18 protein-coding genes and 1 pseudogene are annotated in these 25,367 nt (G+C 61.3%); 8 read left to right on the top strand and 11 right to left on the bottom strand.

Annotated elements, in window-relative coordinates; translation table 11 throughout:
* Positions 1-450 precede the first annotated feature (450 nt).
* The gene (polA, locus tag DXT88_RS01650) at positions 451-3,246 is read right to left on the bottom strand and encodes a DNA polymerase I (protein ID WP_265211251.1); all 2,796 of its coding nucleotides are present in this window, start codon (positions 3,244-3,246) and stop codon (positions 451-453) included.
* On the opposite strand from polA, the gene DXT88_RS01645 reads away from it, so the two are divergent.
* The 6 genes from DXT88_RS01645 to DXT88_RS01620 all read left to right on the top strand — a co-directional run bounded on the left by DXT88_RS01645 (position 3,247) and on the right by DXT88_RS01620 (position 9,329).
* Positions 3,247-3,990 carry an LOG family protein gene (locus DXT88_RS01645; RefSeq protein WP_029363459.1) on the top strand — a complete coding sequence of 248 codons (744 nt, stop codon included), beginning with the start codon at positions 3,247-3,249 and terminating at the stop codon, positions 3,988-3,990. It abuts the gene before it with no gap.
* Positions 3,991-4,206: 216 nt separating this feature from the next.
* A complete protein-coding gene (locus DXT88_RS01640; RefSeq protein ID WP_265211250.1) occupies positions 4,207-5,292 on the top strand; it encodes a L,D-transpeptidase Cds6 family protein in 1,086 nt (361 codons plus the stop codon).
* Positions 5,293-5,482: 190 nt separating this feature from the next.
* Positions 5,483-5,869, top strand: a complete 387-nt coding sequence (locus DXT88_RS01635; RefSeq protein ID WP_016834321.1) for a hypothetical protein — start codon at positions 5,483-5,485, stop codon at positions 5,867-5,869.
* Between the two features lie 69 nt (positions 5,870-5,938).
* The gene (locus DXT88_RS01630) at positions 5,939-6,907 is read left to right on the top strand and encodes a homoserine kinase (RefSeq protein WP_265211246.1); all 969 of its coding nucleotides are present in this window, start codon (positions 5,939-5,941) and stop codon (positions 6,905-6,907) included.
* Position 6,908: 1 nt separating this feature from the next.
* Positions 6,909-7,706 carry a BPSS1780 family membrane protein gene (locus tag DXT88_RS01625; protein WP_265211560.1) on the top strand — a complete coding sequence of 266 codons (798 nt, stop codon included), beginning with the start codon at positions 6,909-6,911 and terminating at the stop codon, positions 7,704-7,706.
* Between the two features lie 60 nt (positions 7,707-7,766).
* A complete protein-coding gene (locus tag DXT88_RS01620) occupies positions 7,767-9,329 on the top strand; it encodes a methyl-accepting chemotaxis protein (RefSeq protein ID WP_265211245.1) in 1,563 nt (520 codons plus the stop codon).
* Positions 9,330-9,416: 87 nt separating this feature from the next.
* Here DXT88_RS01620 and DXT88_RS01615 read toward each other — a convergent pair whose 3' ends face one another.
* The 8 genes and pseudogenes from DXT88_RS01615 to DXT88_RS01580 form a co-directional block, all read right to left on the bottom strand.
* Positions 9,417-10,772 carry an ABC transporter substrate-binding protein gene (locus DXT88_RS01615; protein WP_407649259.1) on the bottom strand — a complete coding sequence of 452 codons (1,356 nt, stop codon included), beginning with the start codon at positions 10,770-10,772 and terminating at the stop codon, positions 9,417-9,419.
* A gap of 135 nt (positions 10,773-10,907) precedes the next feature.
* The gene (gene xylB / locus DXT88_RS01610; RefSeq protein WP_029363457.1) at positions 10,908-12,389 is read right to left on the bottom strand and encodes a xylulokinase; all 1,482 of its coding nucleotides are present in this window, start codon (positions 12,387-12,389) and stop codon (positions 10,908-10,910) included.
* An 84-nt stretch (positions 12,390-12,473) separates the two neighbouring features.
* Positions 12,474-13,886 carry a D-arabinitol 4-dehydrogenase gene (dalD, locus tag DXT88_RS01605; RefSeq protein WP_265211243.1) on the bottom strand — a complete coding sequence of 471 codons (1,413 nt, stop codon included), beginning with the start codon at positions 13,884-13,886 and terminating at the stop codon, positions 12,474-12,476.
* A gap of 23 nt (positions 13,887-13,909) precedes the next feature.
* Positions 13,910-15,025, bottom strand: coding sequence for a sn-glycerol-3-phosphate ABC transporter ATP-binding protein UgpC (gene ugpC, locus DXT88_RS01600; protein ID WP_265211242.1), 1,116 nt, complete (start codon positions 15,023-15,025; stop codon positions 13,910-13,912).
* Between the two features lie 33 nt (positions 15,026-15,058).
* Positions 15,059-15,754 carry an HAD-IA family hydrolase gene (locus DXT88_RS01595; RefSeq protein ID WP_265211240.1) on the bottom strand — a complete coding sequence of 232 codons (696 nt, stop codon included), beginning with the start codon at positions 15,752-15,754 and terminating at the stop codon, positions 15,059-15,061.
* A 12-nt stretch (positions 15,755-15,766) separates the two neighbouring features.
* Positions 15,767-16,549: pseudogene (locus tag DXT88_RS01590) on the bottom strand (carbohydrate ABC transporter permease); the annotation flags it as partial.
* Positions 16,550-16,578: 29 nt separating this feature from the next.
* Positions 16,579-17,562 carry a carbohydrate ABC transporter permease gene (locus DXT88_RS01585; protein WP_265211239.1) on the bottom strand — a complete coding sequence of 328 codons (984 nt, stop codon included), beginning with the start codon at positions 17,560-17,562 and terminating at the stop codon, positions 16,579-16,581.
* A 124-nt stretch (positions 17,563-17,686) separates the two neighbouring features.
* Complete coding sequence (locus DXT88_RS01580; protein ID WP_407649258.1) at positions 17,687-19,021, bottom strand: ABC transporter substrate-binding protein; 1,335 nt, start codon at positions 19,019-19,021, stop codon at positions 17,687-17,689.
* A gap of 294 nt (positions 19,022-19,315) precedes the next feature.
* Between DXT88_RS01580 and DXT88_RS01575 the strand changes: the two genes are divergently transcribed.
* Positions 19,316-20,278: a sugar-binding transcriptional regulator gene (locus DXT88_RS01575; RefSeq protein ID WP_016834310.1), complete on the top strand. Its 963-nt coding sequence runs from the start codon at positions 19,316-19,318 to the stop codon at positions 20,276-20,278.
* A 53-nt stretch (positions 20,279-20,331) separates the two neighbouring features.
* A complete protein-coding gene (locus tag DXT88_RS01570; RefSeq protein WP_265211235.1) occupies positions 20,332-21,234 on the top strand; it encodes a carbohydrate kinase family protein in 903 nt (300 codons plus the stop codon).
* Positions 21,235-21,908: 674 nt separating this feature from the next.
* Here the strand turns inward: DXT88_RS01570 and DXT88_RS01565 are convergent.
* Complete coding sequence (locus tag DXT88_RS01565) at positions 21,909-24,206, bottom strand: UvrD-helicase domain-containing protein (RefSeq protein WP_016834308.1); 2,298 nt, start codon at positions 24,204-24,206, stop codon at positions 21,909-21,911.
* Between the two features lie 66 nt (positions 24,207-24,272).
* Positions 24,273-24,962, bottom strand: a complete 690-nt coding sequence (locus DXT88_RS01560) for a DUF1120 domain-containing protein (protein WP_265211234.1) — start codon at positions 24,960-24,962, stop codon at positions 24,273-24,275.
* Between the last annotated feature and the right edge of the window lie 405 nt (positions 24,963-25,367).

Below are 25,367 nucleotides of genomic sequence, written 5' to 3'. Positions count from 1 at the left end.
TCGTTTCTGCTTGTCCGAGAAGCGGTCGCCCGCAAATGTCCGCCGAATCCGTCGTCTTGCCATGCTTGTGTTTCCGTCGACGCAACAGCCAACTTCACCGCAACAGCTTCGTGTCTCTACTACGTTTGTATTTGATCTCAAGCGACATCGGGCGATGCCGTTTTTGCAACTTTTATCTCAGCTTTTATCGTTATTCGTTTTGTCTTGTACTGTCTTGTATTTTCAGCAAGTGTGTCCCTTGCCTTCGAAAATGCATTTTGCATCAAACCGCGTTGTCGTGCATCAATATAAATTCATGCGAAAAATGACTGGTTGCAGCGTGGTCCGGCAATTAATGGCTTGGTGAAGCGTAGCGAGCGCGCCCGTGGGCGGCCGAGGAGCGGAGTCGTACGCGAGTACGTCGAGCACCGCAGGCCGCACACGGGCGCGCGCAGTAGCTTCAACAAGTCATTAATGGGCTTGGTCCCAGTTTTTGCCGGTACCTACTTCGGCGATCAGCGGCACCTTGAGCTCGGCAACATTTTTCATCAGTTCCGGCAGTTTTTCACGCACCAGCGCCAGCTCGGCATCGGGCACTTCCATGACCAGTTCATCGTGTACCTGCATGATCAGCTTGGATTGCAAACCATCCTGCTCGATCCAGCCCTGCACGGAAATCATCGCCAGCTTGATCAGGTCCGCTGCGGTGCCCTGCATCGGCGCATTGATCGCCGCCCGTTCGGCGCCCTGCCGGCGCGGGCCGTTGGGCGAGTTGATTTCGGGCAGCCACAGGCGACGGCCGAACACGGTTTCCACATAGCCCTGCGACTTGGCTTCGAGGCGCGTGTCGTCCATGTATTGCTTGACGCTGGAGAAACGCTGGAAATACTTGTCGATATACATCTGCGCGGCCGAACGCTCGATGCCCAAGTTGCCGGCCAGGCCGAAGGCGCTCATGCCGTAGATCAGGCCGAAGTTGATGACCTTGGCATAGCGGCGCTGCTCGCTGGTGACGTCGGCGAGGCCGACGCCGAAGATTTCGGAGGCGGTGGCGCGGTGAATGTCTTCGCCGTCGGCGAAGGCCTTGAGCATGTTCGCGTCTCCCGAGATGTGCGCCATGATGCGCAACTCGATCTGCGAATAGTCGGCGGAGACGATGGTGCTGCCCGGCGGCGCGATGAAGGCTTCGCGGATGCGGCGGCCTTCGGCGGTGCGGATCGGGATGTTTTGCAGATTCGGGTCATTGGACGCCAGCCGACCGGTGACGGCAACCGCCTGCGCGTAATTGGTGTGCACGCGGCCGGTGGTCGGATCGACCATCTTGGGCAGCTTGTCGGTGTAGGTCGACTTCAGCTTGGACAAGCCGCGATAGTCGAGCAGGATCTTCGGCAGCGGATAATCTTCAGCCAGCTTCGCCAGCACTTCTTCATCGGTGGATGGCGTGCCGGAGGGCGTCTTTTTCACGACCGGCAACTGCAGTTTTTCGAACAGGATTTCACCGAGCTGCTTGGGTGAATTCAGGTTGAACGGCTGACCGGCAAGCTCGTACGCCTGCTGTTCGATCTCAAGCATGCGCTTGCCGAGTTCATTCGATTGCGTGGCGAGGATGGCGGCGTCGACCAGCACGCCGTTGCGTTCGATCTTCTGCAGAACAACCGATGTCGGCACCTCGATCTTTTCGTAGATATAGCGCAGCTTGGCGTCGTTCTCGACTTGCGGCCACATGGCCTGGTGCAGCGCCAGCGTGACGTCGGCGTCTTCCGCCGCATATTCGGTGGCGCGTCCGATCTCGACCTGATCGAAGCAGATTTGCGATGCGCCCTTGCCGCAGACGTCGGTGTAGCTGATGGTGGTGCGGTTCAGATGGCGCAGCGCGAGGCTGTCCATGTCGTGCGTGCGGTGCGATTCGAATACATAGGACTCCAGCAGCGTGTCATGCACGATGCCGCGCAACTGGATGCCCTGGTTGGCGAAGATGTGGCTGTCGTATTTGAGGTTCTGTCCGAGCTTGGGCTTGCTGTCGTCTTCCAGCCAGGGCTTGAGCTTGGCCAGCACCAGTTCGCGCGGCAGTTGCGCGGGCATGTCCTGATAGTTGTGCGCGACCGGAATATAGGCCGCACGTCCCGCTTCGCAGCACAGCGAAATGCCGACCAGTTGCGCCTGCATGGGAACCAGCGAGGTGGTCTCGGTGTCCACTGCGGTCAGCTTTGCCGCATTGATGGTGGCGATCCAGGCGTCGAGTTGCGCTTCGGTCAGGACGGTTTCGTATTCCTTGGCGATGGCGGCGCTGGTGTCGAACAGGCCGACTTGCGCAGGACCTGCGGCGGCATCGGCGGCGACTGCGCCGGCAGCAGGTGATGTCGCCGCAGGCTTGGCGTCGGCAGAGGCGGCGGAGGCAGCGGAGGCAGCGGCGTCCAGTTCACGCAGCCAGGTGCGGAAGTTGTAGCGCGTGAAAATCTCGCGCAGCGCGTCGTTGTCGTTGGCTTGCACGGTCAGCGAATCGAGGATGGTGCCCATGTGCGCCGACAGATCGCAATCGGTTTTCACGGTCACCAGCACGCGCGCTTGCGGCAACCACGGCAAGGCCTTGCGCAGGTTCTCGCCGACCACGCCGGTGATCTTGTCGGCGTTGGCGATGATGCCGTCGAGCGAGTCGTATTGGGTGAGCCATTTGACGGCGGTTTTTGGTCCGCACTTTTCGACGCCGGGAACATTGTCGACGGTGTCGCCGATCAGGCTGAGGTAATCGACGATGCGTTCCGGCGGCACGCCGAATTTGCCGATCACGCCGGCGCGATCCATGGTTTCGTTGCTCATGGTGTTGACCAGCGTGACGTGATCGTTGACCAGTTGCGCCATGTCCTTATCGCCGGTGGAGACGACAGTCTTGAGTCCTTCTTCGGCCGCGCGTACACCGAGCGTGCCGATGACGTCGTCAGCCTCGATGCCTTCGACCATCAGGATGGGCCAGCCGAGCGCGCGCACGGCGGCGTGGATCGGCTCAATTTGCAACGCCAAATCTTCCGGCATCGATTTGCGTGTAGCCTTGTACTCGGCGTACAGGTCATCGCGGAATGTCTTGCCCTTGGCGTCGAATATACAAGCGATGTAACTTGCAGGATAATCATTACGCAGTCGGCGCAACATATTGATGATGCCGTACAACGCACCGGTCGGCGCGCCTTCCGCGTTACGCATGTCGGGCAGAGCATGGAATGCACGATAGAGGTAACTGGAACCATCAACTAACAACAAGGTTTTTTGCATATGGAACTTAGAGGAAAAAATGTCCCGCGACTGCGGGAAGTGGATGACATCGAGCGCGCCACCGCCAAGAAGGCGCGCGAGTCATGGCATGTACTCACGATTATGGCAGAATTTATCGAGTCCACCGAGCGCCTGTCCGAGCTGCGCCCGGCGGTTTCCATCTTCGGTTCCGCCCGCACAAAACCGGACGATCCGCATTATGCCTTGTGCGTCGACATCGCCCGGCGCCTGTCGGACGCCGGCTTTGCGGTGATCTCGGGCGGCGGCCCGGGCATCATGGAAGCTGCCAACAAGGGCGCCTTCGACGGCGCATCGCCGTCGGTCGGCCTCAACATCGAACTGCCGCATGAACAGCACGGCAACGGCTGGCAGGACATCTCGCTGTCGTTCCGCCATTTCTTCGCGCGCAAAGTGGCGTTTGTCAAATACGCCGACGCTTACGTGGTGCTGCCTGGCGGCTTCGGCACGCTCGACGAACTGACCGAAGCGCTGACCCTGATGCAGACCGGCAAGTCGCGCCTGATGCCGGTGATCCTGGTCGGCAGCAAATTCTGGGCGGGCCTGATGGAATGGATCCGCACGCGCCTGGTCGACGACGGCATGATTTCCGCCAAGGATCTCGACCTGCTGCAGGTCATCGACGATCCGGCTGAAGTCGTGGTGGCGGTGCAGAAGTTCTACGCAGCGCGCCAAAAACCGGCTGATCCGGAAGACACCGAACGCCAGACCGGCATGTATTTGTAGCCTGATCGCGATCTGCAGCTTGACCGCATGAAACGCCGGCCTGCAACAAGTTTGCCGGTCGGCGTTTGTACGAATGCAGCCCTGTAATTTTTCTACAATATCGCCGTAATCGTTGCATAATCAATGCGACGCCGAACAAATCTCCCTTGGGCCCGTCGAAGCCTGTTCCGCGCAACTTCCTGTTGCCTGTTGCTCTTTCTTCTCGACGGACCACACATGATTACCAGATACCTGCTGTGCTGCCTGTTTGCATTGCTTGCAATGCAGGCGACTCCGTTTACCCGGGCGCAATCGAATGGCGCCGGCATTGGCGGCGCACTGTCGCCCGCCGTGGCGAAAGTCGCCGACGCCGCCTCCGCCGGCGATGCCGAATCGCAATATGCGCTGGCGCAGATGTACGGCAGCGGCAGCGGTGTGCCGCGGGATCCGGCGGCCGCCGCGCTGTGGCTGCAAAAGGCCGCGCAGCAGGGCCATTCGAATGCGCAATTCAGCCTCGGCACCAGCTACCTGCTGGGCGATGGCGTGCCGAAAAGCACCGCGTCGGCTATCGAGTGGCTGAATAAATCGGCGCAACAGGGCAACACGCTGGCGCAGGCCAATCTCGGGGCGATCTACCTGAATGGCGACGGCGTCGCGCAGAATTTCCGCGTGGCGTTGTCCTGGTTCGAAAAGGCCGCAGCCCACGGCCTGCCGCTGGCGCAATACAGCCTCGGCAAGATGCATCAGAATGGCTACGGCGTGCGCACCGACGAAGCGATGGCGGCGCAATGGTATGGCCGCGCTGCGGCGCAGGACTATGCGCCGGCCCGACAGGCGCTGGCAGACCTCAAACGTCCGGCTGTCCCGGCCTCGCGCACGGCGAATGTCATCGCGGCTGCACCTCCCGCCGCCGCAACGGCTACGGCGGTCACTGCTGCCGCCGCGACCTCAGCCGCTCCGGAGCAGGCCGCCGTACTCGCTGCCGTCCGCGGCTGGGCGGCGGCATGGAGTCGCAAGGATGTCGATGCCTATCTGAGTTATTACGCCGACGACTTCCGCACCCCGAACGGCGAAAGCCGCAACGACTGGGCAGCGCAACGGCGATCGCGCATCGACAGCCGCAAACGCATCGCCGTCGAGATCGTCGCGCCGCGCCTCGCCATGAACGGCGACGGCAGCGAGGCGACGGTAGCCTTCACCCAAAATTATCTCTCCGACCAGCTTGTCGAAACCGGCGCAAAGACGCTGGTGCTGGTGCGTCGCGGCGACGCCTGGAAAATCCTGCAGGAAACTGCCCGGAAGACGGGAGCAAGCCGCAGATAATAGCCGCAGATAATGAAACGTCTTGTCAGGATTCAGTTGAGTCCCCGCAACACGCCCCCATCTATATGGCGGAGCGCATTCGCGAGGATGCAGGCTCCGGCTGATTCGTTTGTTACAATGAACCCCTACTGTCAACCTGTCCAGATTGCGAGTTCCCATGATTACCAGAAGCCGGTCCGTTGTGTCCGCCATGTCGCTTTGCTTCTCCCTGCTGATGCTGTCCTTGTCCTCGTCGGCCCACGCCCAGGCAATTTCGGACAAGCCGGCCCCGCCGCCGCCTGAGCTGCAAACCCTGGAAGAAGGCGAACCGCCCGCCGTGACCATCAAGAAACCGGGCGAAGAGCAAGGCAGCGGCAACAGCATCACCGAGCGCCGCGACCACGGCCAGACCAAGGAAGTCAAAGTCAAATCGGGCCCAAGCACCTATTACGTGAAGCCGACCCAGCAACTCGGCAGCTCGACGCCGGGCGATGTCCAAAGCGGTCCGCCGAGCGGCGCGCAATGGCAGATCAAGGAATTCGACTGGGGCGGCAAGAAAAAAGCCAAAGAAGGCGAAGCCGGCGACGCCAGCAAGTAACACATCGTATTCATCCTTTCCGGACGGCATCCCGTCCGGATTTTCCATCGTTCTTCATCATTTCCGCACATGGCAGTTTTTACTCCGGTCAGCCTGGACGACCTTTCAGGCTGGATCACCCAGTTTTCTCTCGGCAAAGCGCTGGCCGTCAAAGGCATTTCTTCCGGTATCGAGAACAGCAATTTCTTCATCACGACCGAAAGCGGCGAGTACGTCCTGACGCTGTTTGAAAAACTGAGTTTCGAGCAGCTGCCGTTTTATCTGGAACTGATGCGCCATCTGGCCCAGCGCGACGTGCTGGTGCCGGCGCCTATCCCCAACAAGAGCGGCAGCATCATCAATGCCCTCAACGGTAAGCCCGCCTCGATCGTGACCAAGCTGGAAGGCGCGTATCAGCCGAAGCCGGAGCCGGTGCATTGCGCTGAAGTCGGCGCAATGCTGGCAAAAATGCATTTGGCGGCGCAGGATTTCGGCATCCGCCAGCCGAATCTGCGCGGCCTGCCGTGGTGGCGCGAAACCGCGCCGGTGGTGCTGCCCTACCTCAACGCCGAGACGCAACAGGTGCTGCGTGCCGAAATGCAATTCCAGGAAGACTTCGCCGCCTCCGACATTTACGCGCAATTGCCCAACGGCCCGGTGCACGCCGACCTGTTCCGCGACAACGCGATGTTCGTCGGCACGCACCTGACCGGCTTCTTTGATTTCTATTTCGCCGGTTGCGACACGTGGCTGTTCGACCTGGCCGTCACCGTCAACGACTGGTGCATCGACCTGGCCAGCGGCGTGCTCGACGTCGCGCGCGTGCAGGCCATGCTGGATGCCTACCATGCGGTACGCCCGTTCGGCGCGGCCGAGCAACAAGCCTGGAGCGCGATGCTGCGCGCCGCCGCGCTGCGCTTCTGGCTGTCGCGCCTGTATGATTTCTACCTGCCGCGCGCCGCCGAAATGCTGACGCCGCACGATCCCACGCACTTCGAACGCATTCTGCGACAACGCGTGAACGGTGCCATCCCGCCCCTGCCCGGACCACATGACTGATATGGAAAAATTGCCTGCAAAAACCGGCTGGCTCTGGGTCAAGGAAGGCCTGGCGCTGTTCCGCAAACAACCTGCGGAAGTGTCGACGCTGTTCCTGAGCTACATGTTCCTGATGCTGGCGCTGGGCATCCTGCCCATCATCGGCCAGTTGCTGCCGCTGATCCTGGTGCCGGTGTTCGCCATGTCGTTCATGCAAGCCTGCCGCCAGATCGAGGAAGGCAAACGCGTCTATCCGAGCCTGCTGCTGGTCGGCTTCCGCTCGCCGGCGCTGCGCACGCTGCTGGCGCTGGGCGTGCTGTATCTGCTGGCCGCGTTTGCGGCGGTTGCGGTGTCGACGCTGGTCGACGGCGGCGCCTTCTGGAAAGCCATGACCGGCCCCGGCCTGGATCCCAAGGACATCGAAGGCAGCAACCTGCGCCTGGCCATGATCGTGGCCGCGCTGGTGTACATCCCGGCGGCAATGGCGTTCTGGTTCGCCGCACCTTTGATCGCCTGGCACAAGATGCCGCTGGGCAAGGCGCTGTTCTACAGCTTCTTCGCCGTGCGCCGCGCCGCCAAGGCCTTCACGGTCTACGGCCTGGCCTGGCTGGTGATCGGCGTGCTGCTGCCGGCCACCATCAGCACCATCGTTGCATTACTGTTCAACAACATGACGGTGATCGTATTTATTTTGCTGCCATTGTCGATAATATTGACCGTGGTCATGTATTGCTCTTTCTACCCCACTTACACTGCAGTCTTTGGCAAGCCCCCGCGCGACGAAGCACCCGCTCCAGAGAGCAACGACAGCGCAAGGTAACAACTTGCCGAAAAGGCAAGTACAACTACCACCACAATGCAGCTGTCACGGGGAAAAAAGATGCGCATGAACCTGCCGGTCACCAATGCCGAGTATGAATTACAAGACGGCAAATCGATCGTCTCCAAAACCGATCTGAAGGGCAATATCACCTACGTCAATCCCTACTTCATCGAAGTCAGCGGATTCCACGAAGAAGAATTGATGGGTGCGCCGCAGAACATCGTGCGCCATCCCGACATGCCGGCCGAAGCTTTCGCCGACATGTGGAAAACCGTCAAAAAAGGTATTCCCTGGACCGGCCTGGTCAAGAATCGCCGCAAGTGCGGCGACCACTACTGGGTACTCGCCAACATCACGCCGGTACGCGAAAAAGGCCAGGTCATCGGCTACATGTCGGTGCGCACCAAGCCCTCGCCACAGGACGTCGCGGGCGCCGAAAAGCTCTATGCCGACCTGCGCAAAGGCAAAGCCAAGGGCATCGCCATCGAGCAGGGCAACGTCGTCAGGACCGGCCTCAAGGGCTGGGTCGCCAAGCTCGGCAAGATCCAGCTGAACACCCGCATCAACTTGTCGATGATCACGCTGCTGGGCCTGCAACTGGTGGCCGCGAGCGTGAGCTTCCTGACCGATCACAGCATGCTCAACACGGGCATCTGCATCGCCACCATGCTGATCACGCTCTACATCTGGTACGCGCTGCACAGCGCGCTGGTGCGCCCGATCCAGGCAGCGCTGCTGGCGACTTACGCGATCACCGGCGGCGACTTGTCGAACCGCGCCGAATCCGGCCGCCACGATGAAATCGGCCGCCTGCTGCGTGCCCTGCGCCAGATGAACATCAATCTCACCGCGATCATCGGCGACGTGCGCTCCAACGTCGAGTCGATCAACGGCGCCACGCGCGAGATCGCCACCGGCAACATGGACTTGTCGCATCGCACCGAATCGCAGGCTTCCAATCTCGAGGAAACCGCATCAAGCATGGAACAGCTGGCGACCACCGTGCGCCAGAACGCCGACAGCGCGCTGCAAGCCAATCAACTGGCGGCATCGGCCTCGGCGATTGCGGTCAAGGGCGGCGACGTGGTCGCCAAGACCGGCAGCACGATGAGCGAGATCAGCGCATCGTCGAAGAAAATCGTCGACATCATCAGCCTGATCGACAGCATCGCCTTCCAGACCAATATCCTGGCGCTGAACGCCGCGGTCGAAGCGGCGCGTGCCGGCGAACAGGGCCGGGGTTTTGCGGTTGTGGCCTCCGAGGTGCGCAGCCTGGCGCAGCGCTCGGCCGGCGCCGCCAAGGAAATCAAGACGCTGATCGAAGACTCGGTGGAAAAGGTCGACATCGGCAACCGGCTGGTCGACGACGCGCGCAACACCATGACCGAGATCGTCGAATCGGTAAAACGCGTGACCGGCATCATGAATGAAATCACCGTGGCCACCCAGCAGCAAAGCGTCGGCATCACGCAGGTGCATCAGGCCGTCACCGACATGGATGAAAGCACTCAGCAGAACGCCGCGCTGGTGGAACAGGCCGCAGCAGCAGCGGGCAGCCTGGAAGAACAGACCGGCCGCCTGTTGCAGGCAATCTCGGTGTTCAAGTTCCAGCATCAATAAACCTTGCGGCAGCGTGAAGCTGCGAGAAAAAGAAAAGGCAGTCGGAATTTTCTCCGCCTGCCTTTTTTCATGCTCGCCGCAGTCGTTTCAATACTTGATGTAGCGGCCCTGCTGCATCAGGCGCATCGTGATGGTCTGCGAAGTCTTCAACGCGGCTTCCACGCTGCTGCGGCCCGCCAGCGCACGCGCGATGGCCTGGCCGGTGAAGGTGCCGATGCTCGGAAACTCCGGGATCGTCACCAGCTGGATACCCACATAAGGAACCGGTTTGAGCGTGGGACTGTCGGGGTCGGCACTCCGAATCGCGTCCAGAACGAAATCCGCATATGGCGAGGCCCTCAGGTAACCGGCCGAGGCGTAGGTCGACTCGCGTGTGCCGGGCGGCGCCAGGCCCCAGCCATCCTTCTCCGCGACCAGCCGGATGTATTCTTTGGAGGTTGCCCATACGGCGAATTTCTTGGCCGCCTCTTTTGAATTTGAGGAATGAGGAACCGCCAGCGCCCACACCCATAGCCACTGCGCTCCCTTCGCCGTGGTCGCGGTCGGGGCCGCCACGAAAGCGGTCTTGTCGAACACCTTGGAATTCTTGCCGTGATAGAGCGTTCCGGCCGCGACGGTGGCGTCGATCCACATGGCGCACTTGCCCGCGGCGAACAGCGCCAGGTTCTCGTTGAAGCCGTTCTGCACCGCATCGGCCGGACCGTATTTGCGCAGCAGGTCGACATACAGGCCGACCGCCTGCGCCCACTCCGGCGTATCGAGCTGCGGTTGCCATTTCTCGTCGAACCAGCGGCCGCCATACGCATTGACCATGGTGCCGATCAGGGCCATGTTCTCGCCCCAGCCGGGGCGTCCGCGCAGGCAAATGCCGGCGACGCCGCCGGCAGGATCATGCAACTGCGCGGCGAAGGTCGCGATCTCTTCCCAGGTCGGCCTGGTCGGCATGACCAGCTTCTTTTGCGCGAACAGATCCTTCCGGTAATACGTCATCGAACTTTCCGCATAGAACGGCAGGGCGTACAACTTGCCTTTACTGCTCAGGCCGGCCCGCACCGGCTTGAGCAAGTCGTCCACGTCATAGCCGGATGGCAAGTCATCCATCGGCAGCAGCCATCCCTGTTCCGCCCACAGCGGCGTCGACATCAGGCCGATGGTCATCAGGTCGAACTGCCCGCCGCTGGTCGTGATGTCGGTCGTCACGCGCTCGCGCAACACGCCTTCGTCCATGACGTGCCAGTTGAGCCGGATATCGGGATGGGATTTTTCAAACACCGACGACAGCCGTTGCAGCACCAGCATGTCGGGGTTGTTGGTAGTGGCGATGTTGACGACGCTGACCGCATCGGCGCCGGCAAAGCCCGGGCAAAGCAGGCTAAAAAGAATGGCAAGCAGGGGCAGCCGCCGCGCGAACGCGCCGCAGTGGGCGTGAGCGTAAAGTTTCATGCAGTTTCCCCCTGGGCGTTGGAATGGTTTCCGGCCTGTTCAGGGGATCATCAGACAAGGCCTGCGGCAAGTCAAGCGAGTGTCTTTTTAATGAAAAACGGCTTGATTGCCGCAGCGCAAGGAGCGCATGCAGCCTCAGGCAGAGCCGGACGGCAACGGCTCCCACGGCTGGTAAATATGCCGGTAGCGCTGCAAACGCGGTTGCAGTTGCGCGTGGCGCGCGCGTCGCGGTTCGTAGCAATCCTGCTGCGGCGGTTTGCGGCACACCATCTCTTCGCTGCCGCCGTCAGCCAGCCACGCCAGCCGGGCCGCACCCAACGCGCCACCGGCTTCGCTGCCAACGTGGGTGACGATGCGCACGTCGAGCGCGTCGCTGAGCAACTGCGCCCAGTAAGCGCTGCGTGCGCCGCCGCCGACCAGCGACAGTTGCTGCACATCGGTGCCGGCGGCACGCAAGGCATCGAGGCCGTCGACCATGCCGAAACTCACGCCTTCCAATACCGCATAGGCCAGCGCGGCGCGCTGATGTTCGTGCGAGAGGCCGTGGAATACGCCGAGCGCATAGGGATCATTGTGCGGCGTGCGTTCGCCGGACAGATAGGGTAAAAACAGCGGCGCATTTGCCAAGGCTTCGTCATCGAGCGCCGCGACTTCCTGCAGCAGCGTTTTCTCGTCGACGCTGCACAGGCGGCAGAACCAGCGCAGGCAACTCGCCGCCGACAGCATCACGCTCATCTGGTGCCAGCGCTGCGGCAACGTATGGCAAAAAGCGTGAATCGCACGCGCCGGATTGGGCCGGAATTTGTCATTGACCACGAACAGCACGCCCGAGGTGCCGAGCGACAGGAAGCCATCGCCCGGCCGCACCGCACCGATGCCGACCGCGCTCGCCGCGCCGTCGCCGGCGCCGCCCGCCACCACCACGTCATCCGCCAATCCCCAGTCCCGCGCCACTTCCGGCAGCAGGAAACCGGCGGCGGCGCTGCCATCGGCCAGGTCCGGCATCTGTCCGCGGCGCATGCCGCCCGCGGCCAGCAAAGCATCCGACCAGTCGCGTTGCGCCACGTCGAGCCAAAGCGTGCCGGCGGCGTCGGAAGGATCCGATATCTTGCGTCCCGTCATCTGCAACCGCAACCAATCCTTGGGCAGCAACACACAGGCGACCTCGGCGAAAAGTTGCGGCTCGTGACGCGCCACCCACAGCAGCTTGGGTGCGGTGAATCCGGGCATCGCCAGATTGCCGGCGCGCTGATGCAAGTCGCCGGACTCATTCCAACGCCGGGTCAGTTCTGCGCATTCATCGGTGCTGCGCGAGTCGCTCCACAGGATCGCCGGACGCAGCACGCGGTCTTGCGCATCCAGCAGGACGGCGCCGTGCATCTGCCCGGACAGGCCGATGGCGCGGATGCCGGCGAAACGTTCGGCGCCCAATTGTTCGCGCAGGCTGGCGACAGTGTCGCCAGCGGCGCGCCACCAATGCTGCGGATCCTGCTCCGACCAACGCGGATGCGGACGCGACACCGTCAGCGGCGAACCCGCCAGCGCCAGCAGTTTTCCTTCGGCGTCGATGACGACCGCTTTGACTTCCGACGTACCAAGGTCTATCCCCAGATACATGGTGCTCCCTGTCTTGTGATTGTTGTCCATCCCCGGCTGCGCCGACGCCCTTTCCTGAGGCGCGGCGAGGTCTTTTCAGCAGTGCTAAACGGGCATTTTAGTCGAGGCGGCGAGCCAGGCGTTCACAACGACTATTCCTTCGCGCAACAGCCGCTCGAGCTGGATGCTGCCGGCCAGTTCACCCCACAGCAACGGATCGTGGCAATAGGCGCGCACCGGATCGGGACTTTCCAGCATCGCCCGGACCGCCGTCGGATCGAACACGCCGTCCTGGTATTCATACGCCAGCTCGCCGCGCCGCCAGCGCTGCAGAAAGGCAAAGAACAGCGCCGCCACTTGCGCGGTGGCGTGCGGCTGGTGGCCACGCCCCAGGCTATCCGCAATGGTAGGAAGAATGAAGCCGGGGATCTTCGAGAAGCCATCCGCCGCCACACGCTGGTTGGTGTCCTGGATCGCGGGGTTGGCGAAACGCGCCAAGGTCATGTCGCGATACGCCTCGAGATCCAGCGGGCTCGGCGTCAGGCATGGAATCACGTCTTGCGTGATGTAGTCGTAAGCCATGCGGCGGATGTCTTCGTGCACCGTGCCTTCGTGGATATAGTCGAGGCCGATCATGGTGCCCGCCCAGGCGATACAGCTGTGACTGGCGTTGAGGATGCGGATCTTGGCTTCTTCGTAGGGCAGTACGGACGCCACCATTTCGACGCCGACTTTTTCCAGCGCCGGCCGGCCGGCCTTGAAATCATCCTCGATCACCCATTGGATGAACGACTCGGCCATCAGCGCACACGGATCGTCGACGCCGGTGGCTTCCTTCACGCGCTGCCGCACGGCATCGGTCGGACGCGGCGTGATGCGATCGACCATGGAGTTGGGGCTGGCGACGTTGGCGCGCGTCCATTCCAGCAACTGGTGATGGCCGCGCAAGGCCAGGAATTGCTGCAGACCGTAGAAGAAGCGCTCGCCGTTGTGGCGCAGGTTGTCGCAATTGAGCAGCGTCACGCCGCCGGCATTGTCGTCCTGGCGTGCTTGCAGGATCGCCGTCACGGCGCCGTAGATGGTGCGACGGTCGCCGCAGATATCGGCCGCCAAATCCGGATTGTGCACATCCAGCAGATGCTCGTGGTCGAGATAGTAGCCGCCCTCGGTCACGGTAAACGAGATCACGCGCGTGCGCGGCTCGGCGCCGGTCCTGACCAGGCTTTTCAGCTGCGCGTCCCAGGGTACGATGTCGCGGATGGCGCGGATCGTCTCATAGGCGCGCTGCCCCTGCGGCGTCACCGTTTCCAGCGTGTAGCGGCCTTCGCTTTGCTCCAGCTCTTTCAGCAGCGGCGTCATGTCGGCGCGGATGTTGCCGAGCGCCAGCTGCCAGCGGCGATCGTCGTCATTGCCGCGCTCGCGCAGGCGATGCAGGTAGACCGCCTGATGGGCGCGATGGAACGATCCGGCGCCGATGTGCAGCCAGACCAGGTCATTTTTTGAATCATGGTTCGTCATGTTGTCCTCTGTCTTCCTGCTTCTCAATGCACCGCCATGGCCGGATCGCGCAGCAGGCGCGTCACGGCGCTGCCGTCCTCACGAAACAGATGGCAGCGATGCGCCTCGGCGCCCACGCCGATGACGCTGCGGGAAGCCAGCTGCAAGGTGTCCGGCACGCGCAGGATCAGCGGTTCGTCGGACGCATCCGCGGCGGCGTACAGATAAGAAAAATCGCCCAGCAGTTCCAGCGCCGTGTAATGCGCCTGCAGCATCGGCTGTTCAGTGACGATGGCGAGATGCTCGGGACGGATACCCAGCGTCACCTTGTCGCCGACCTTGAGCGTGCCGGCCTCGACCGCAGCCAGTTGACGTCCGCCGCCCGGCAGGTGCACCAGCACACCGTCCGGACCGATGCCGGCAATGATGCCGTCGATGAAATTCATCTTGGGCGAACCGATGAAGCCCGCCACAAAGCGATTGGCCGGGTGGTGATACAGCTGCTGCGGCGTACCGACCTGCTCGATCCGTCCCTCCGACAGCACGACGATCTTGTCGGCCAGCGTCATGGCTTCGATCTGGTCATGCGTGACGTAGATCATGGTGGTCTTGAGATCCTCATGCAGTTTGGAAAACTCCAAACGCATCTTCACGCGCAAGGCGGCATCCAGATTCGATAGCGGCTCATCGAACAGGAACACGCTGGGCTGGCGCGTGATCGCGCGGCCGATGGCGACGCGCTGGCGTTGTCCGCCGGACAAGGCGCGCGGCTTGCGGTCGAGCAGATGATCGATGTGCAGGATCTTGGCCGCGTGCTGCACGGCGCTGTCGATCTCGGTCTTTGACTTGCCGGCGATCTTGAGGCCGAAAGCCATGTTGTCGTACAGCGTCATGTGCGGATACAGCGCATACGACTGGAACACCATGGCGATGCCGCGCTTGGCGGCCGGCACATCGTTCATGCGCCGCTCGCCGATGTTGAGTTCCCCGGCGCTGATGTCTTCGAGGCCGGCGATCATGCGCAGCAAGGTCGACTTGCCGCAACCGGACGGACCGACGAAGACGACGAATTCACCGTCGTCGATGTCGAGGTTGATGTCGCGCATCACTTCATTGTCGTCGTAGCGCTTGGCGAGGTTTCTGATGGTGACGGCTGCCATGGTGATCTCCTTGTTTCGTGGTTTTTTGCTTGCTTATGCAGCCTGTTCGGTCAATAAGGCCTCGATCAGCGCCGGCAATTCCTGCATATCTTCAAATACCAGTTCGGCGCCGGCGTCGAGCAGCTTCTGGCGCATGCCGTGACGGTCGTGCGCCACGCCGGTAAAACCAAGCACGCGCATGCCGGCGCTGCTGGCGGCACGCACGCCGGTGACGCTGTCGTCAACCGCGACGCAGTGCTGCGGCGCGACGCCGTAGCCCGCCGCTGCCGCAAGATAAACATGCGGCGCCGGTTTGGGCCGGCCGACGTCGTGCGCGCTGTGAATGTGGCCGTCGAACAGCGCCAGCAAATCGCAGCGCTGCAAGCCTTTGACGATGCGATCGGTGCTGCTGTTGCTGGCGACCGCCTTGGGCAGATCGATTTTCTGCAAGGCCTCGGCGATGCCCGGCACCAGCTGCACTTCATCGCCGCAGGCAATGCCGACGGCGGTGTTGATGTCGGCATATTGCGCAGCGTTCAGGCCGAAGCCGAACTCGACGTCGAGTTCGTCGAGCAATAATTCCGTGAACATGCCGAGGCGGGAAGCAATCGCGCGATGCAGCTTGTCGCCATTGGCGGGATTCTCCAGCAGCGGCAGCAGATGTTCATGCAGCACGCGCAGGGCGATGCTCTCGCTGTCAAGCAGCACACCGTCGCAATCGCAGACGAGATGGGTGATGGCCGGCTTCATGTTTCCTTTCATTTACTTCACGGCGCCGAAGGTCAGGCCGCGCACCAGTTGCTTCTGCGCCAGCCAGCCGAGCGCCATGATAGGCGCGATCGCCAGCAAGGACGCGGCCGACAGCTTGGCCCAGAACAGGCCTTCCGGATTCGAGTAAGAGGCGATGAACACCGTCAGCGGGGCGGCGTCGACGCTGGTCAGGTTGAGGCTCCAGAAGGCTTCGTTCCAGGACAGGATGATCAGCAGCAACGCGGTCGATGCCAGTCCCGGCATGGCGGTCGGCAGCAGCAGGTACAGCATTTCCTGCCAGGCGTTAGCGCCGTCGATGCGCGCCGCCTCGAGGATTTCTTTCGGCACGTCGTTGAAATAGGTGAACGCCATCCACACCGCAATCGGCAGATTGATCAGCGTATAGATCAGTGTCAGGCCGGTCACCGAATCGAGCATGCCGCTGTTCTTGGCCAGCAGGTAGATCGGCACCAGCACGCCGACCGCCGGCATCATCTTGGTGGATAGCATCCACAGCAACAACTTCTGCGTGCGGCCGGTCGGGAAGAAGGCCATCGAATACGCCGCCGGCACCGCGATCAGCAACGACAGCAAGGTCGAACCTAGCGAGACGATCATCGAGTTCTTCACGAAGGCCAGGTAGTTGCTGCGCTCGAAGACTTCACGGAAGGTATCCAGCGTCGGCATGAAGATCAGGCTCGGCATATAAGCCTGGTGCTCGGTCTTGAACGCCGTCACGGCGACCCAGAAAATCGGGAAGAACAGGATGATGGCGCAGGTCCAGGCCAGCAAGCCGACCCAGAGCGGACTTTTCTTTTGATCGTTCATTTTTCGTTCGCTCCTTTCAGGTTCTTCGCCAGCATGCGCACCAGGAAGAACGAGACGATATTCGCCAGCACCACGGCGAAGATGCCGCCCGCCGACGCGATGCCGATGTCGAATTGCTGCAGGCCGATCGAGTACACCAGGTAAGTCAGATTTGTGGTTTCCGTGCCGGGACCTCCAGCCGTGGTGGTGAAGATTTCTGCGAATACCGACAGCAGGAAAATGGTTTCGATCATGATCACCACGGTGATCGCGCGCTTCAGGTGCGGCAGCACGATGTAGAAGAAAATGCGGACCGGTCCGGCGCCGTCAAGCTGGGCGGCCTCCTTCTGGTCGCCATCAAGGGATTGCAGCGCGGTCAGCAAGATCAGGAAAGCGAACGGTATCCATTGCCACGACACGATGATGATTACCGACAGCATCGGATATTCGGCGAGCCAGTCGATCGGCGCCATTCCCAGATGACGCATGACGAAGGCCAGCATGCCGTAGACCGGATGCATGATCATGTTCTTCCAGATCAGCGCGGCCACGGTCGGCATCACGAAGAACGGTCCGATCACCAGCAGGCGCGCAATGCCGCGACCGCGGAACGGTTGATCAAAGAGCACCGCCAGCAAGGTGCCGCCGATCACGCTGATGCACAACACCGAGCCGATCAGCAAGGCGGTGTTGGCGATCGACGGCCAGAAGGCGGGATCCTCCAGCAGGAACTGGTAATTCTCCAACCCGACGAAACCGGTCTGGTCCGGCGACATCAGGTTGTAGCGATTGAAGGAGAAATACACCGTCATCGCCAGCGGCACGATCATCCACAGGAACAGCAGCGCCACCGCCGGCGTCTGCAACAGGCGAATCGGCAGGAAGCGTTTTTCGCCCGTGTGTTTTCCGCCCGCGCGTTTGCCGCGCCGGGATTTTTTCGTGGATGGCGTTGAAGCGCCGGCTTCGGAAGGCATGGGAGAAGTATTCGATATCGACGACATGGCGGCCTCGATGCAATCAGGTTCGGGCCGGCGTCATGCTGCAGACGATCCGGCGGAATTCGGCAAGGCAGGTTTCATGCGCCGCCCGGCGTCAAGCCGGGCGAACGCACAACGATACGGGCAATTACTTGATGTAACGTCCCTGCTTCATCATGCGCACAGTCTGCGCCTGCGCGGTCTTCAACGCTGCGTCGGCGGTGCCCTTCCCTGCCAGCGCGCCGGCAATCGCCTGGCCGGTGATGGTGCCGATCGACTGGAACTCAGGAATCGTCGCGAACTGGATGCCGGTGTAAGGCACCGGCTTGACGGTCGGGTTGTTGGCGTCGGCCTTCTGGATCGCATCGAGGACGAAGTCGGAGAACGGCGAGGCCTTCTTGTACTCGGCGGAAGCGTAAGTCGAAGTGCGCGTGCCTGGCGGCACCAATGCCCAGCCGCTATCCTTGGCGACCAGCTTGATGTAGTCCTTGGAAGTGGCCCAGGCGGCGAACTTCCTGGCGGCGTCCTGCGACTTGGACGACTTCGGCACGGCCAGCGACCAGATCCACAACCAATGCGATCCCTTGTCGGTGGTCGCCATCGGCGCCGGCGCGAACGCGACCTTGTCGGACACCTTGGAATCCTTGCCGTGGTACAGCATGCCGGCGGCAACGGTGGCGTCTACCCACATGCCGCATTTGCCGCCCGAGAACAGCACCAGGTTTTCATTGAAACCGTTGGAGCTGGCGCCCGGCGGACCGGACTTGCGCATCAGGTCGACGTAGAAATTGACGGCCTGTTTCCACTCCGGCGTGTCGAGCTGCGGCTGCCATTTCTCATCGAACCAGCGGCCGCCGTAAGCATTGACCATGGTGCCGACCAGCGCCATGTTTTCACCCCAGCCGGCGCGTCCGCGCAGGCAGATGCCGTAGACGCCCTTGGCCGGGTCATGCAGTTGCGCAGCCAGTTTGCCGATCTCTTCCCAGGTCGGTTTCTCCGGCATCTTCAGGTTCTTTTGCGCGAACAGATCCTTGCGGTAATAGGTCATCGAGCTTTCCGCATAAAACGGCAGCGCGTACAGCTTGCCGTCGCTGGTCAGGCCTTCGCGCACGGTCTTGATCAGGTCGGCTTCGTCGTAGTCGGCGGGCAGGCCCGTCATCGGCGCCAGCCAGCCTTTCTTGGCCCAGATCGGCGCCTCGTACGCACCGATGGTCATCAGGTCGAACTGGCCGCTGTTGGTGGCAATGTCGGTGGTCAGGCGTTGACGCAGCACGCTTTCTTCCATCGTGACCCAGCGCAGCTTGATGTCGGGATTGGCTTTTTCAAACTGCGGCGACAGCTTTTGCAGTTCGATCATGTCGGGGTTGTTGATGGACGCGATGTTCAGTGTGACGGGTTCTGCGAAGGCCAAACCGGCCGTGCCGAGGATTGCTATCGCGGCAGCAAGGCGTGCCGACGGAAGTGCGGGGGCGCGAAGTTTCATGCTTGTCTCCATTGTGTGCGGGCTGAGGATTAGCGTTGCCGCCCTCCTCGCCTCGATGTAGTTTTATGAGCAAAAAATCTGTTTGCGAGCAAATAATCAAACATTGAGAAAAAATTGTCAAGCATTTGCTTTTTTGTTGAGCAAATGTTCAATTTTGATAATAATGGCGTCTGACCTGCCGTCAAAACAGGCGCTCAAAGTCCGTACAATGCCGGATCGACCGCCGCAGGACGCAAGGCAATATTCAAAGGGAATACCCAAGGGGACGCGGCAGGTTCACAACAAGGAAAATCGATGTCATCCAGCTCATCCAAACTCGACCTGGCGGCACGCGCCGCGTGGATGTATTACGTCGCCGGCAATACCCAGAATGAAATCGCCGAACGCCTTGGCATCTCGCGCCAGATGGCGCAGCGCATGGTGGCTTATGCCGGCGCCTCGAACCTGGTCAAGGTGCAGATCACCCATCCCATTTCGTCCTGCCTGGAGCTGGCGCAAGGTCTGCAGCAGCGTTACGGCCTGGAGGTCTGCCGCGTGGTGCCGAGTAATGCCGGCGCCAGCGGTGACGATGACGCCCAAGGCGTGCAGCAGATGCTGGCCGTCGCCGGCGCCGAACTGATGGAGCAATTCCTGCGACAGGAAGCGCCGTTGATCGTCAACGTCGGCTCGGGCCGCACCCTCAAGGCGGCGATCGAAAAAATCACCGACATGGAGCGGCCGCAACATCAGATCGTCTCGATGATCGGCGCCTTCGCTTCCGACGGATCGGCCAATCGCTACGACGTTGCCCTGCTCGCCGCCGAAAAAATGCAGAGCCGCTTTTATCTTCTGCCGGCGCCGCGCGTGGCGGAGAACGAAGCCGATCGCAAGCAATGGTGCAACCATCGCGCCTACCAGATCGTCACCGGCCTGGCGCAACGCGCCGACGTCACCTTCCTCGGCATCGGCACGATTGCGCTGCAGGGTGCGATGCATGAAGACGGCTTTATCGACGACGAGGAAGTGGCGCAATTGCAAAAGCAGGGCGCGGTCGGAGAACTGATCTGCCACGCCTTCGACGTCGCCGGAAAAATGCTGCGCTCGCCGCTGGCCGCACGCATCACCACGCCGCCGCTCAGTTCACCGCCGGCCAAGCCCGTCATCGCACTGGCCGGCGGGCGCAAGAAAGCCGAAGCGGTGCGCGGCGCCTTGCGCGGCGGCTGGCTGACGGGCCTCGTCACCGACGAGTACTGCGCCCAGTTTGCATTGCAGGACTGAATCTCAGGCAGCACCAGAACAACAATTTCAGCGTCAGCATTACGGAGACATCCATGCCACACCCTATCGAATTCGTCGTCTTCGGCGAAGCCCTGACCGACTTCATCCGCCAGCCCGGCGGCGAGTGGCGCGCCCTGCCCGGCGGCGCCTGCTGGAACGTCGCGCGCGTCGGCGCCCGCCTGGGCGTTGCGACCGGCTATGCCGGCAGCGTCAGCAGCGACGTCTTCGGCGAAGAGTTGCGCGTGCTCACGCAAGAGGCAGGACTCGACATGCGCTATCTGCAGCAGGTCGACAAATCGCCGCTGCTGGCGATGGTGACCTCGACCACGCCGCCCAATTATTTCTTCGTCGGCAACGACAGCGCCGACCTGCATTTCGATCCGAGAAAATTGCCTGCCGGTTGGATGGATGAAGCGCGCGTATTGCACTTCGGCTGCATCAGCCTGACCCGTGAACCGCTGGCTTCGCGCCTGCTGGCGATTGCCACGGAAGGTGCGCAACGCGGCAAGCGCATCGCCTTCGATCCGAACTGGCGCAAGCTGATGGATCAGCCCGGCTATCACGTGCTGATGCGCAAGCTGCTGGCTTTGTCGCATTACGTGAAGGTGTCGGATGAAGACCTGGAGAAATTATTCCCCGGCGATGCGCAGCCAATGGCGACCTTGAAGTCGCTGGCGCCGCAGGCGGAAATCCTGTTCACGCGCGGGGCGGACGGACTGTCCTGGATCAAGGGAGAGAGTGTTATCGACCAACCGGCTTACCGGGTTGAGGTGATCGATACCGTTGGTTGCGGCGATGCGTCGATGGGCGGCTGGATTGCCAGCATTTTGCGTCAGGCGGATGCGCCGGTGATCCAGCATTTGCAGTGTGCTGCTGCTGCTGCTGCGTTGTCGGCGGCGCGGGCGGGGGCTTATGCGGCGACTTGGGATGAGGTGCAGGAGCTGGTTAAGCGCTGAGCGCGATGGCTGGTTTTTGTTTTGTTCCGACTTGCTTGCAGTGCGTTGATGAATGCTGTTCTTTCTTCGGACAACCCTGCCGGGGGTAGCCCGGCGGCTACTCACTTTCTTTGCTTCGCCAAAGAAAGTAAGCAAAGAAAGGCGACCGCAGTTCGTAGCCCCCTTCGGGGGTTCCCGGCGTCGGCAGGCACAAATCGGGAGGGGAAACAAACTCGCTGCGCTCAGACAAGTTTCCCCTCTTTATCCGATTTGCACCTGCCGCCACCGGCTACTCTCAAGCGGGAATTCGAGACTGGCTCGCTGCGCATCGCCAGGGTACGGTGATGAAGCTACGGTCGCAGTTCTCCGCTACCAATAAAACCAAGAATGAGAATCACGATGCCGCAGGCGAGCCGAAGAAGAATTCCGCTTATGAGTCGCCGTTGGTGACGTGCTCAAATCGGATAAAGAAGGGAAACTTGTCTGAGCGTAGCGAGTTTGTTTCCCTTCCCGATTTGAGTGCGGCACCAACGGGTACCCCGAAGGGGCGGCGAATCGCGGTCGCCTTTCTTTGCTTACTTTCTTTGGCGAAGCAAAGAAAGTGAGCGGCTGCCGGGCCGCACCCGGCAAAGGTTGATCGAAGAGAAAACAGAATCAGCTACAGGCAAAGGCAAGTCGGAACAACCGACAAAAACTCACCCCACCTTATCCAACTTAGCCACACTCAAATCCAGCAACTTCATCCCAAACTTCCCGAAGTTGATATGCGCCCGGGTACTCCCGCCGCCGCCTTCGATATTGACGATCACGCCTTCGCCAAACTTGGCATGCGCCACATTCTGGCCAATCCGCCATCCCGAATCCGGTCGTGAAAAATTCTGTGCAATCTTGTTGTTGCCCGATTCCGGCGCTGCGTCCCAGGCCGACTTGGGCTGCGCGAACCAGCTGTGCTGTTGCGGCTGGATCTTCGGCGACAACCACTTGATCGACTCGTCCGGCAACTCATCAAAGAACCGTGAGCGCATGTTGTAACGCGTCTGGCCATGCAGCATGCGGGTCTGCGAAAAACTCATGTACAAACGCTTGCGCGCGCGCGTGATGGCGACGTACATGAGGCGGCGCTCTTCCTCCACCCCGCCCTCTTCCTTGGCGCTGTTCTCGTGCGGGAACAAACCTTCTTCCAGGCCAGTGATGAACACCGCATCGAACTCCAGCCCCTTGGCCGAGTGCACCGTCATCAGTTGCAAGGCATCCTGACCGGCCTGCGCCTGGTTGTCGCCGGCTTCCAGCGATGCGTGCGAGAGGAAAGCCGACAGCGGCGACATGATTGTCGTCAGCGCGGCATCGGCGTCGATGATCTCGATACCGTCCGCAGTCGTGATCGACGTGCCCGCGACGGCTTGCGCCTGCGGTCCGAGGAAGGCCGGCGCATCGAGGCCATAGCCTTCTTCCGAGACGAACAGGGTCGCGGCGCTGACCAGTTGCTCCAGATTCTCGATGCGGTCGGCGCCTTCTTTTTCATTGCGGTAATGCGTGAGCAGACCGCTGCTGTCGAGCACCACCTGCACCATTTCCTGCAAGGGCAAATTCTGCGTTTCAAAACGCGCGGCTTCGATCAGCTTGATGAAACCGTTCAGCGTCGAACCGGCCTTGCCCGCCACATAAGGCACCGCCGCATACAGCGAGCAGTTGTACTGGCGCGCAGCGTCCTGCAATTGCTCCAGCGCCTTGGCGCCGATGCCGCGCGTCGGGAAGTTCACCACGCGCAGGAACGCCGAGTCGTTGTGCAGGTTGTCCATCAACTGCAGATAGGCGATCGCATGCTTGACCTCGGCGCGCTCGAAGAAGCGCTGGCCGCCATACACGCGATACGGAATCGCCGACGAGAACAAGGCATGCTCGAGCACGCGCGACTGCGCATTGGAGCGATACAGCAAGGCGATCTCGCTGCGCGCCCAGCCTTCGGCGATCAGGTTCTTGACCTGCTCGATGATCCACTGCGCTTCCTGCAGATCGCTGCTGGCTTCGAACACGCGCACCTGCTCGCCGTGGCCGGCGTCGGTGCGCAGGTTCTTGCCGAGGCGCTTGCTGTTGTTGGCAATGAGGATATTGGCGGCGTCGAGGATGTGACCGTGCGAACGGTAGTTCTGCTCCAGCTTGATCAGGTTCTGCACGCGGAACTCACGCTCGAACGACGTCATGTTGCCGACGTTGGCGCCGCGGAATGCGTAGATGCTCTGGTCGTCGTCGCCGACGGCGAAGACCGCGCTGGCGTCGACCTGCCCCTGGCCGGACATGATCTTCAGCCATTTGTATTGCAAGTCGTTGGTGTCCTGGAACTCGTCCACCAGCACATGGCGGAAGCGGCGCTGGTAATGCTCGCGCAAGGGCTGGTTGCGCGACAGCAGTTCATACGTGCGCAGCAGCAGCTCGGCAAAATCGACCACGCCTTCGCGCTGGCATTGCTGGTCATACAAGTCGTAGAGCTCGACGAACTTGCGGTTGTAGTCGTCATGCGCCTCGACGTCCTTGGCGCGCAGGCCCTGGTCCTTGGCGCCGTTGATGAAGTACATCAGGTTGCGCGGCGGATACTTCTCGTCGTCGACGTTCATCTGCTTGAGCAGGCGCTTGATGGCCGACAGCTGATCCTGCGAATCGAGGATCTGGAAAGTCTGCGGCAAGGCCGCATCGCGGTGATGCGCGCGCAGCAGGCGATTGCACAAGCCATGGAACGTGCCGATCCACATGCCGCGCGTATTGATCGGCATCATCGCCGACAGGCGTGCAGTCATTTCCTTGGCCGCCTTGTTGGTGAACGTCACCGCCAGGATGCCCGACGGCGACACTTGCCCGGTCTGGATCAGCCACGCGATGCGCGTCGTCAGCACCCGCGTCTTGCCCGAGCCGGCGCCGGCCAGGATCAGTGCGGATTGTGCGGGAAGGGTGACGGCGGCGAGCTGCTCGGCGTTGAGATTGTGAAGAAGGTTTTGCATCGCGCCATTATAAGACGGAAGCGGTGCATGCCCGTTGATGGCGCCGACAACCGCCGCCCTGACCGATCACCGGTAGATCAATTCCAGCGTGGCCGAACCGTCCAGCGGGATCTCTCCCGTGGCAGGCAGATTGGACAATTTGTCGATCGTTGCCTGAATGGCCAACGTCGCTGAAAACGTTTCATAGCCCTCGTCTCTCATCGTCCCGTTCGCCCAGTTGTCCACGACATAGAGGGACGCCTCCGGCCTGAAATACAAACCCACAGGCATGCTCGACCAGCCGCCAATCGGCCCGTTGCCAGCCGCCCCCTCTACGGCGATAACGTATTGCCGCTTCCCGTCGCCCGTCGCGTCGCGCAGTTGCGCGGTAAAAGCGCCTACATTGCTGCCCCTGACGGTGCCGAGACCGTAGATGTACCTATCGTGACCCGACCCCGGTGTTCCCTGCCAGTATTCGGTCGTGGCTATACCTTTCACCGCCGAGGCCGGACGATTATCGGCCAGTCTCAGCGCAACTTTCGCTTTGTCGTCGCAAGCGACCGTCACGCTTGCTGTTTTCTTTTCCAGGGCCGTTGCCTTGGTCTGCGATAACCGCGAGACGGGAATCACTCCATAGTCGAAAATACCGCCGCCCGAAATGGACAATGTGCAGGCCGCCGGCCGGACGGTGCCTGCGACTTTCAATTCGGCAGTGTCTGCGGCCCGGGCTGCAACCGACGTCAACAGGAGGACTGTCAAAAAGATATGTTTTTTCATTTTCAATTACCCCAAAGAAATTCTGATCGGATAGACCTCTTGCTGAGCCGGCTGCGAGGCCGGCTTGAACGATGGAGTCATTATGGTCTGTCGAACATGAAATACATATGAGAATAGTCTCAAAAGAGACGTATATAAAAAACAACTTTTTTACTGCATTTACATGGTATTTCAGCGATGGCTACAAGCCGACAGTCCGAAGATGAGAGCCCGGCAAGAACCTGATAGCAGCCCTGAATCGCGGTTCTTGATGCCGGCCTTGGTGGCGGACGCGCAGGAGATTCAATGTGATGCGACGCAGAATCTCCAGATTCTGTGTCGCCCTGGGGGAGTTCGCCAATGGATTCGCGTTTGAGATTTTTCCTATATGCCCACGGTTTCGTCTTGCTGTACTATCCAAAGCGC

This window comes from Herbaspirillum lusitanum, assembly GCF_026127345.1.
GTDB lineage: Bacteria > Pseudomonadota > Gammaproteobacteria > Burkholderiales > Burkholderiaceae_D > Herbaspirillum > Herbaspirillum lusitanum.
The sequence above is the reverse complement of the archived record's forward strand: the minus strand, read 5'-3'. Positions and strand labels throughout refer to the sequence as shown.

What these genes read in the sequence shown, in the direction of transcription:
- DXT88_RS01580 (WP_407649258.1), bottom strand. Translation starts at nt 19,021, where the DNA reads ATGAAACTTCGCGCCCCCGCACTTCCGTCGGCACGCCTTGCTGCCGCG.
- DXT88_RS01630 (WP_265211246.1), top strand. Translation starts at nt 5,939, where the DNA reads ATGGCAGTTTTTACTCCGGTCAGCCTGGACGACCTTTCAGGCTGGATC.
- DXT88_RS01595 (WP_265211240.1), bottom strand. Translation starts at nt 15,754, where the DNA reads ATGAAGCCGGCCATCACCCATCTCGTCTGCGATTGCGACGGTGTGCTG.
- DXT88_RS01640 (WP_265211250.1), top strand. Translation starts at nt 4,207, where the DNA reads ATGATTACCAGATACCTGCTGTGCTGCCTGTTTGCATTGCTTGCAATG.
- ugpC (WP_265211242.1), bottom strand. Translation starts at nt 15,025, where the DNA reads ATGGCAGCCGTCACCATCAGAAACCTCGCCAAGCGCTACGACGACAAT.
- polA (WP_265211251.1), bottom strand. Translation starts at nt 3,246, where the DNA reads ATGCAAAAAACCTTGTTGTTAGTTGATGGTTCCAGTTACCTCTATCGT.
- DXT88_RS01585 (WP_265211239.1), bottom strand. Translation starts at nt 17,562, where the DNA reads ATGTCGTCGATATCGAATACTTCTCCCATGCCTTCCGAAGCCGGCGCT.
- DXT88_RS01565 (WP_016834308.1), bottom strand. Translation starts at nt 24,206, where the DNA reads ATGCAAAACCTTCTTCACAATCTCAACGCCGAGCAGCTCGCCGCCGTC.
- xylB (WP_029363457.1), bottom strand. Translation starts at nt 12,389, where the DNA reads ATGTATCTGGGGATAGACCTTGGTACGTCGGAAGTCAAAGCGGTCGTC.
- DXT88_RS01645 (WP_029363459.1), top strand. Translation starts at nt 3,247, where the DNA reads ATGGAACTTAGAGGAAAAAATGTCCCGCGACTGCGGGAAGTGGATGAC.
- DXT88_RS01625 (WP_265211560.1), top strand. Translation starts at nt 6,909, where the DNA reads ATGGAAAAATTGCCTGCAAAAACCGGCTGGCTCTGGGTCAAGGAAGGC.
- DXT88_RS01570 (WP_265211235.1), top strand. Translation starts at nt 20,332, where the DNA reads ATGCCACACCCTATCGAATTCGTCGTCTTCGGCGAAGCCCTGACCGAC.
- DXT88_RS01575 (WP_016834310.1), top strand. Translation starts at nt 19,316, where the DNA reads ATGTCATCCAGCTCATCCAAACTCGACCTGGCGGCACGCGCCGCGTGG.
- DXT88_RS01560 (WP_265211234.1), bottom strand. Translation starts at nt 24,962, where the DNA reads ATGAAAAAACATATCTTTTTGACAGTCCTCCTGTTGACGTCGGTTGCA.
- DXT88_RS01620 (WP_265211245.1), top strand. Translation starts at nt 7,767, where the DNA reads ATGCGCATGAACCTGCCGGTCACCAATGCCGAGTATGAATTACAAGAC.
- DXT88_RS01635 (WP_016834321.1), top strand. Translation starts at nt 5,483, where the DNA reads ATGTCGCTTTGCTTCTCCCTGCTGATGCTGTCCTTGTCCTCGTCGGCC.
- dalD (WP_265211243.1), bottom strand. Translation starts at nt 13,886, where the DNA reads ATGACGAACCATGATTCAAAAAATGACCTGGTCTGGCTGCACATCGGC.
- DXT88_RS01615 (WP_407649259.1), bottom strand. Translation starts at nt 10,772, where the DNA reads ATGAAACTTTACGCTCACGCCCACTGCGGCGCGTTCGCGCGGCGGCTG.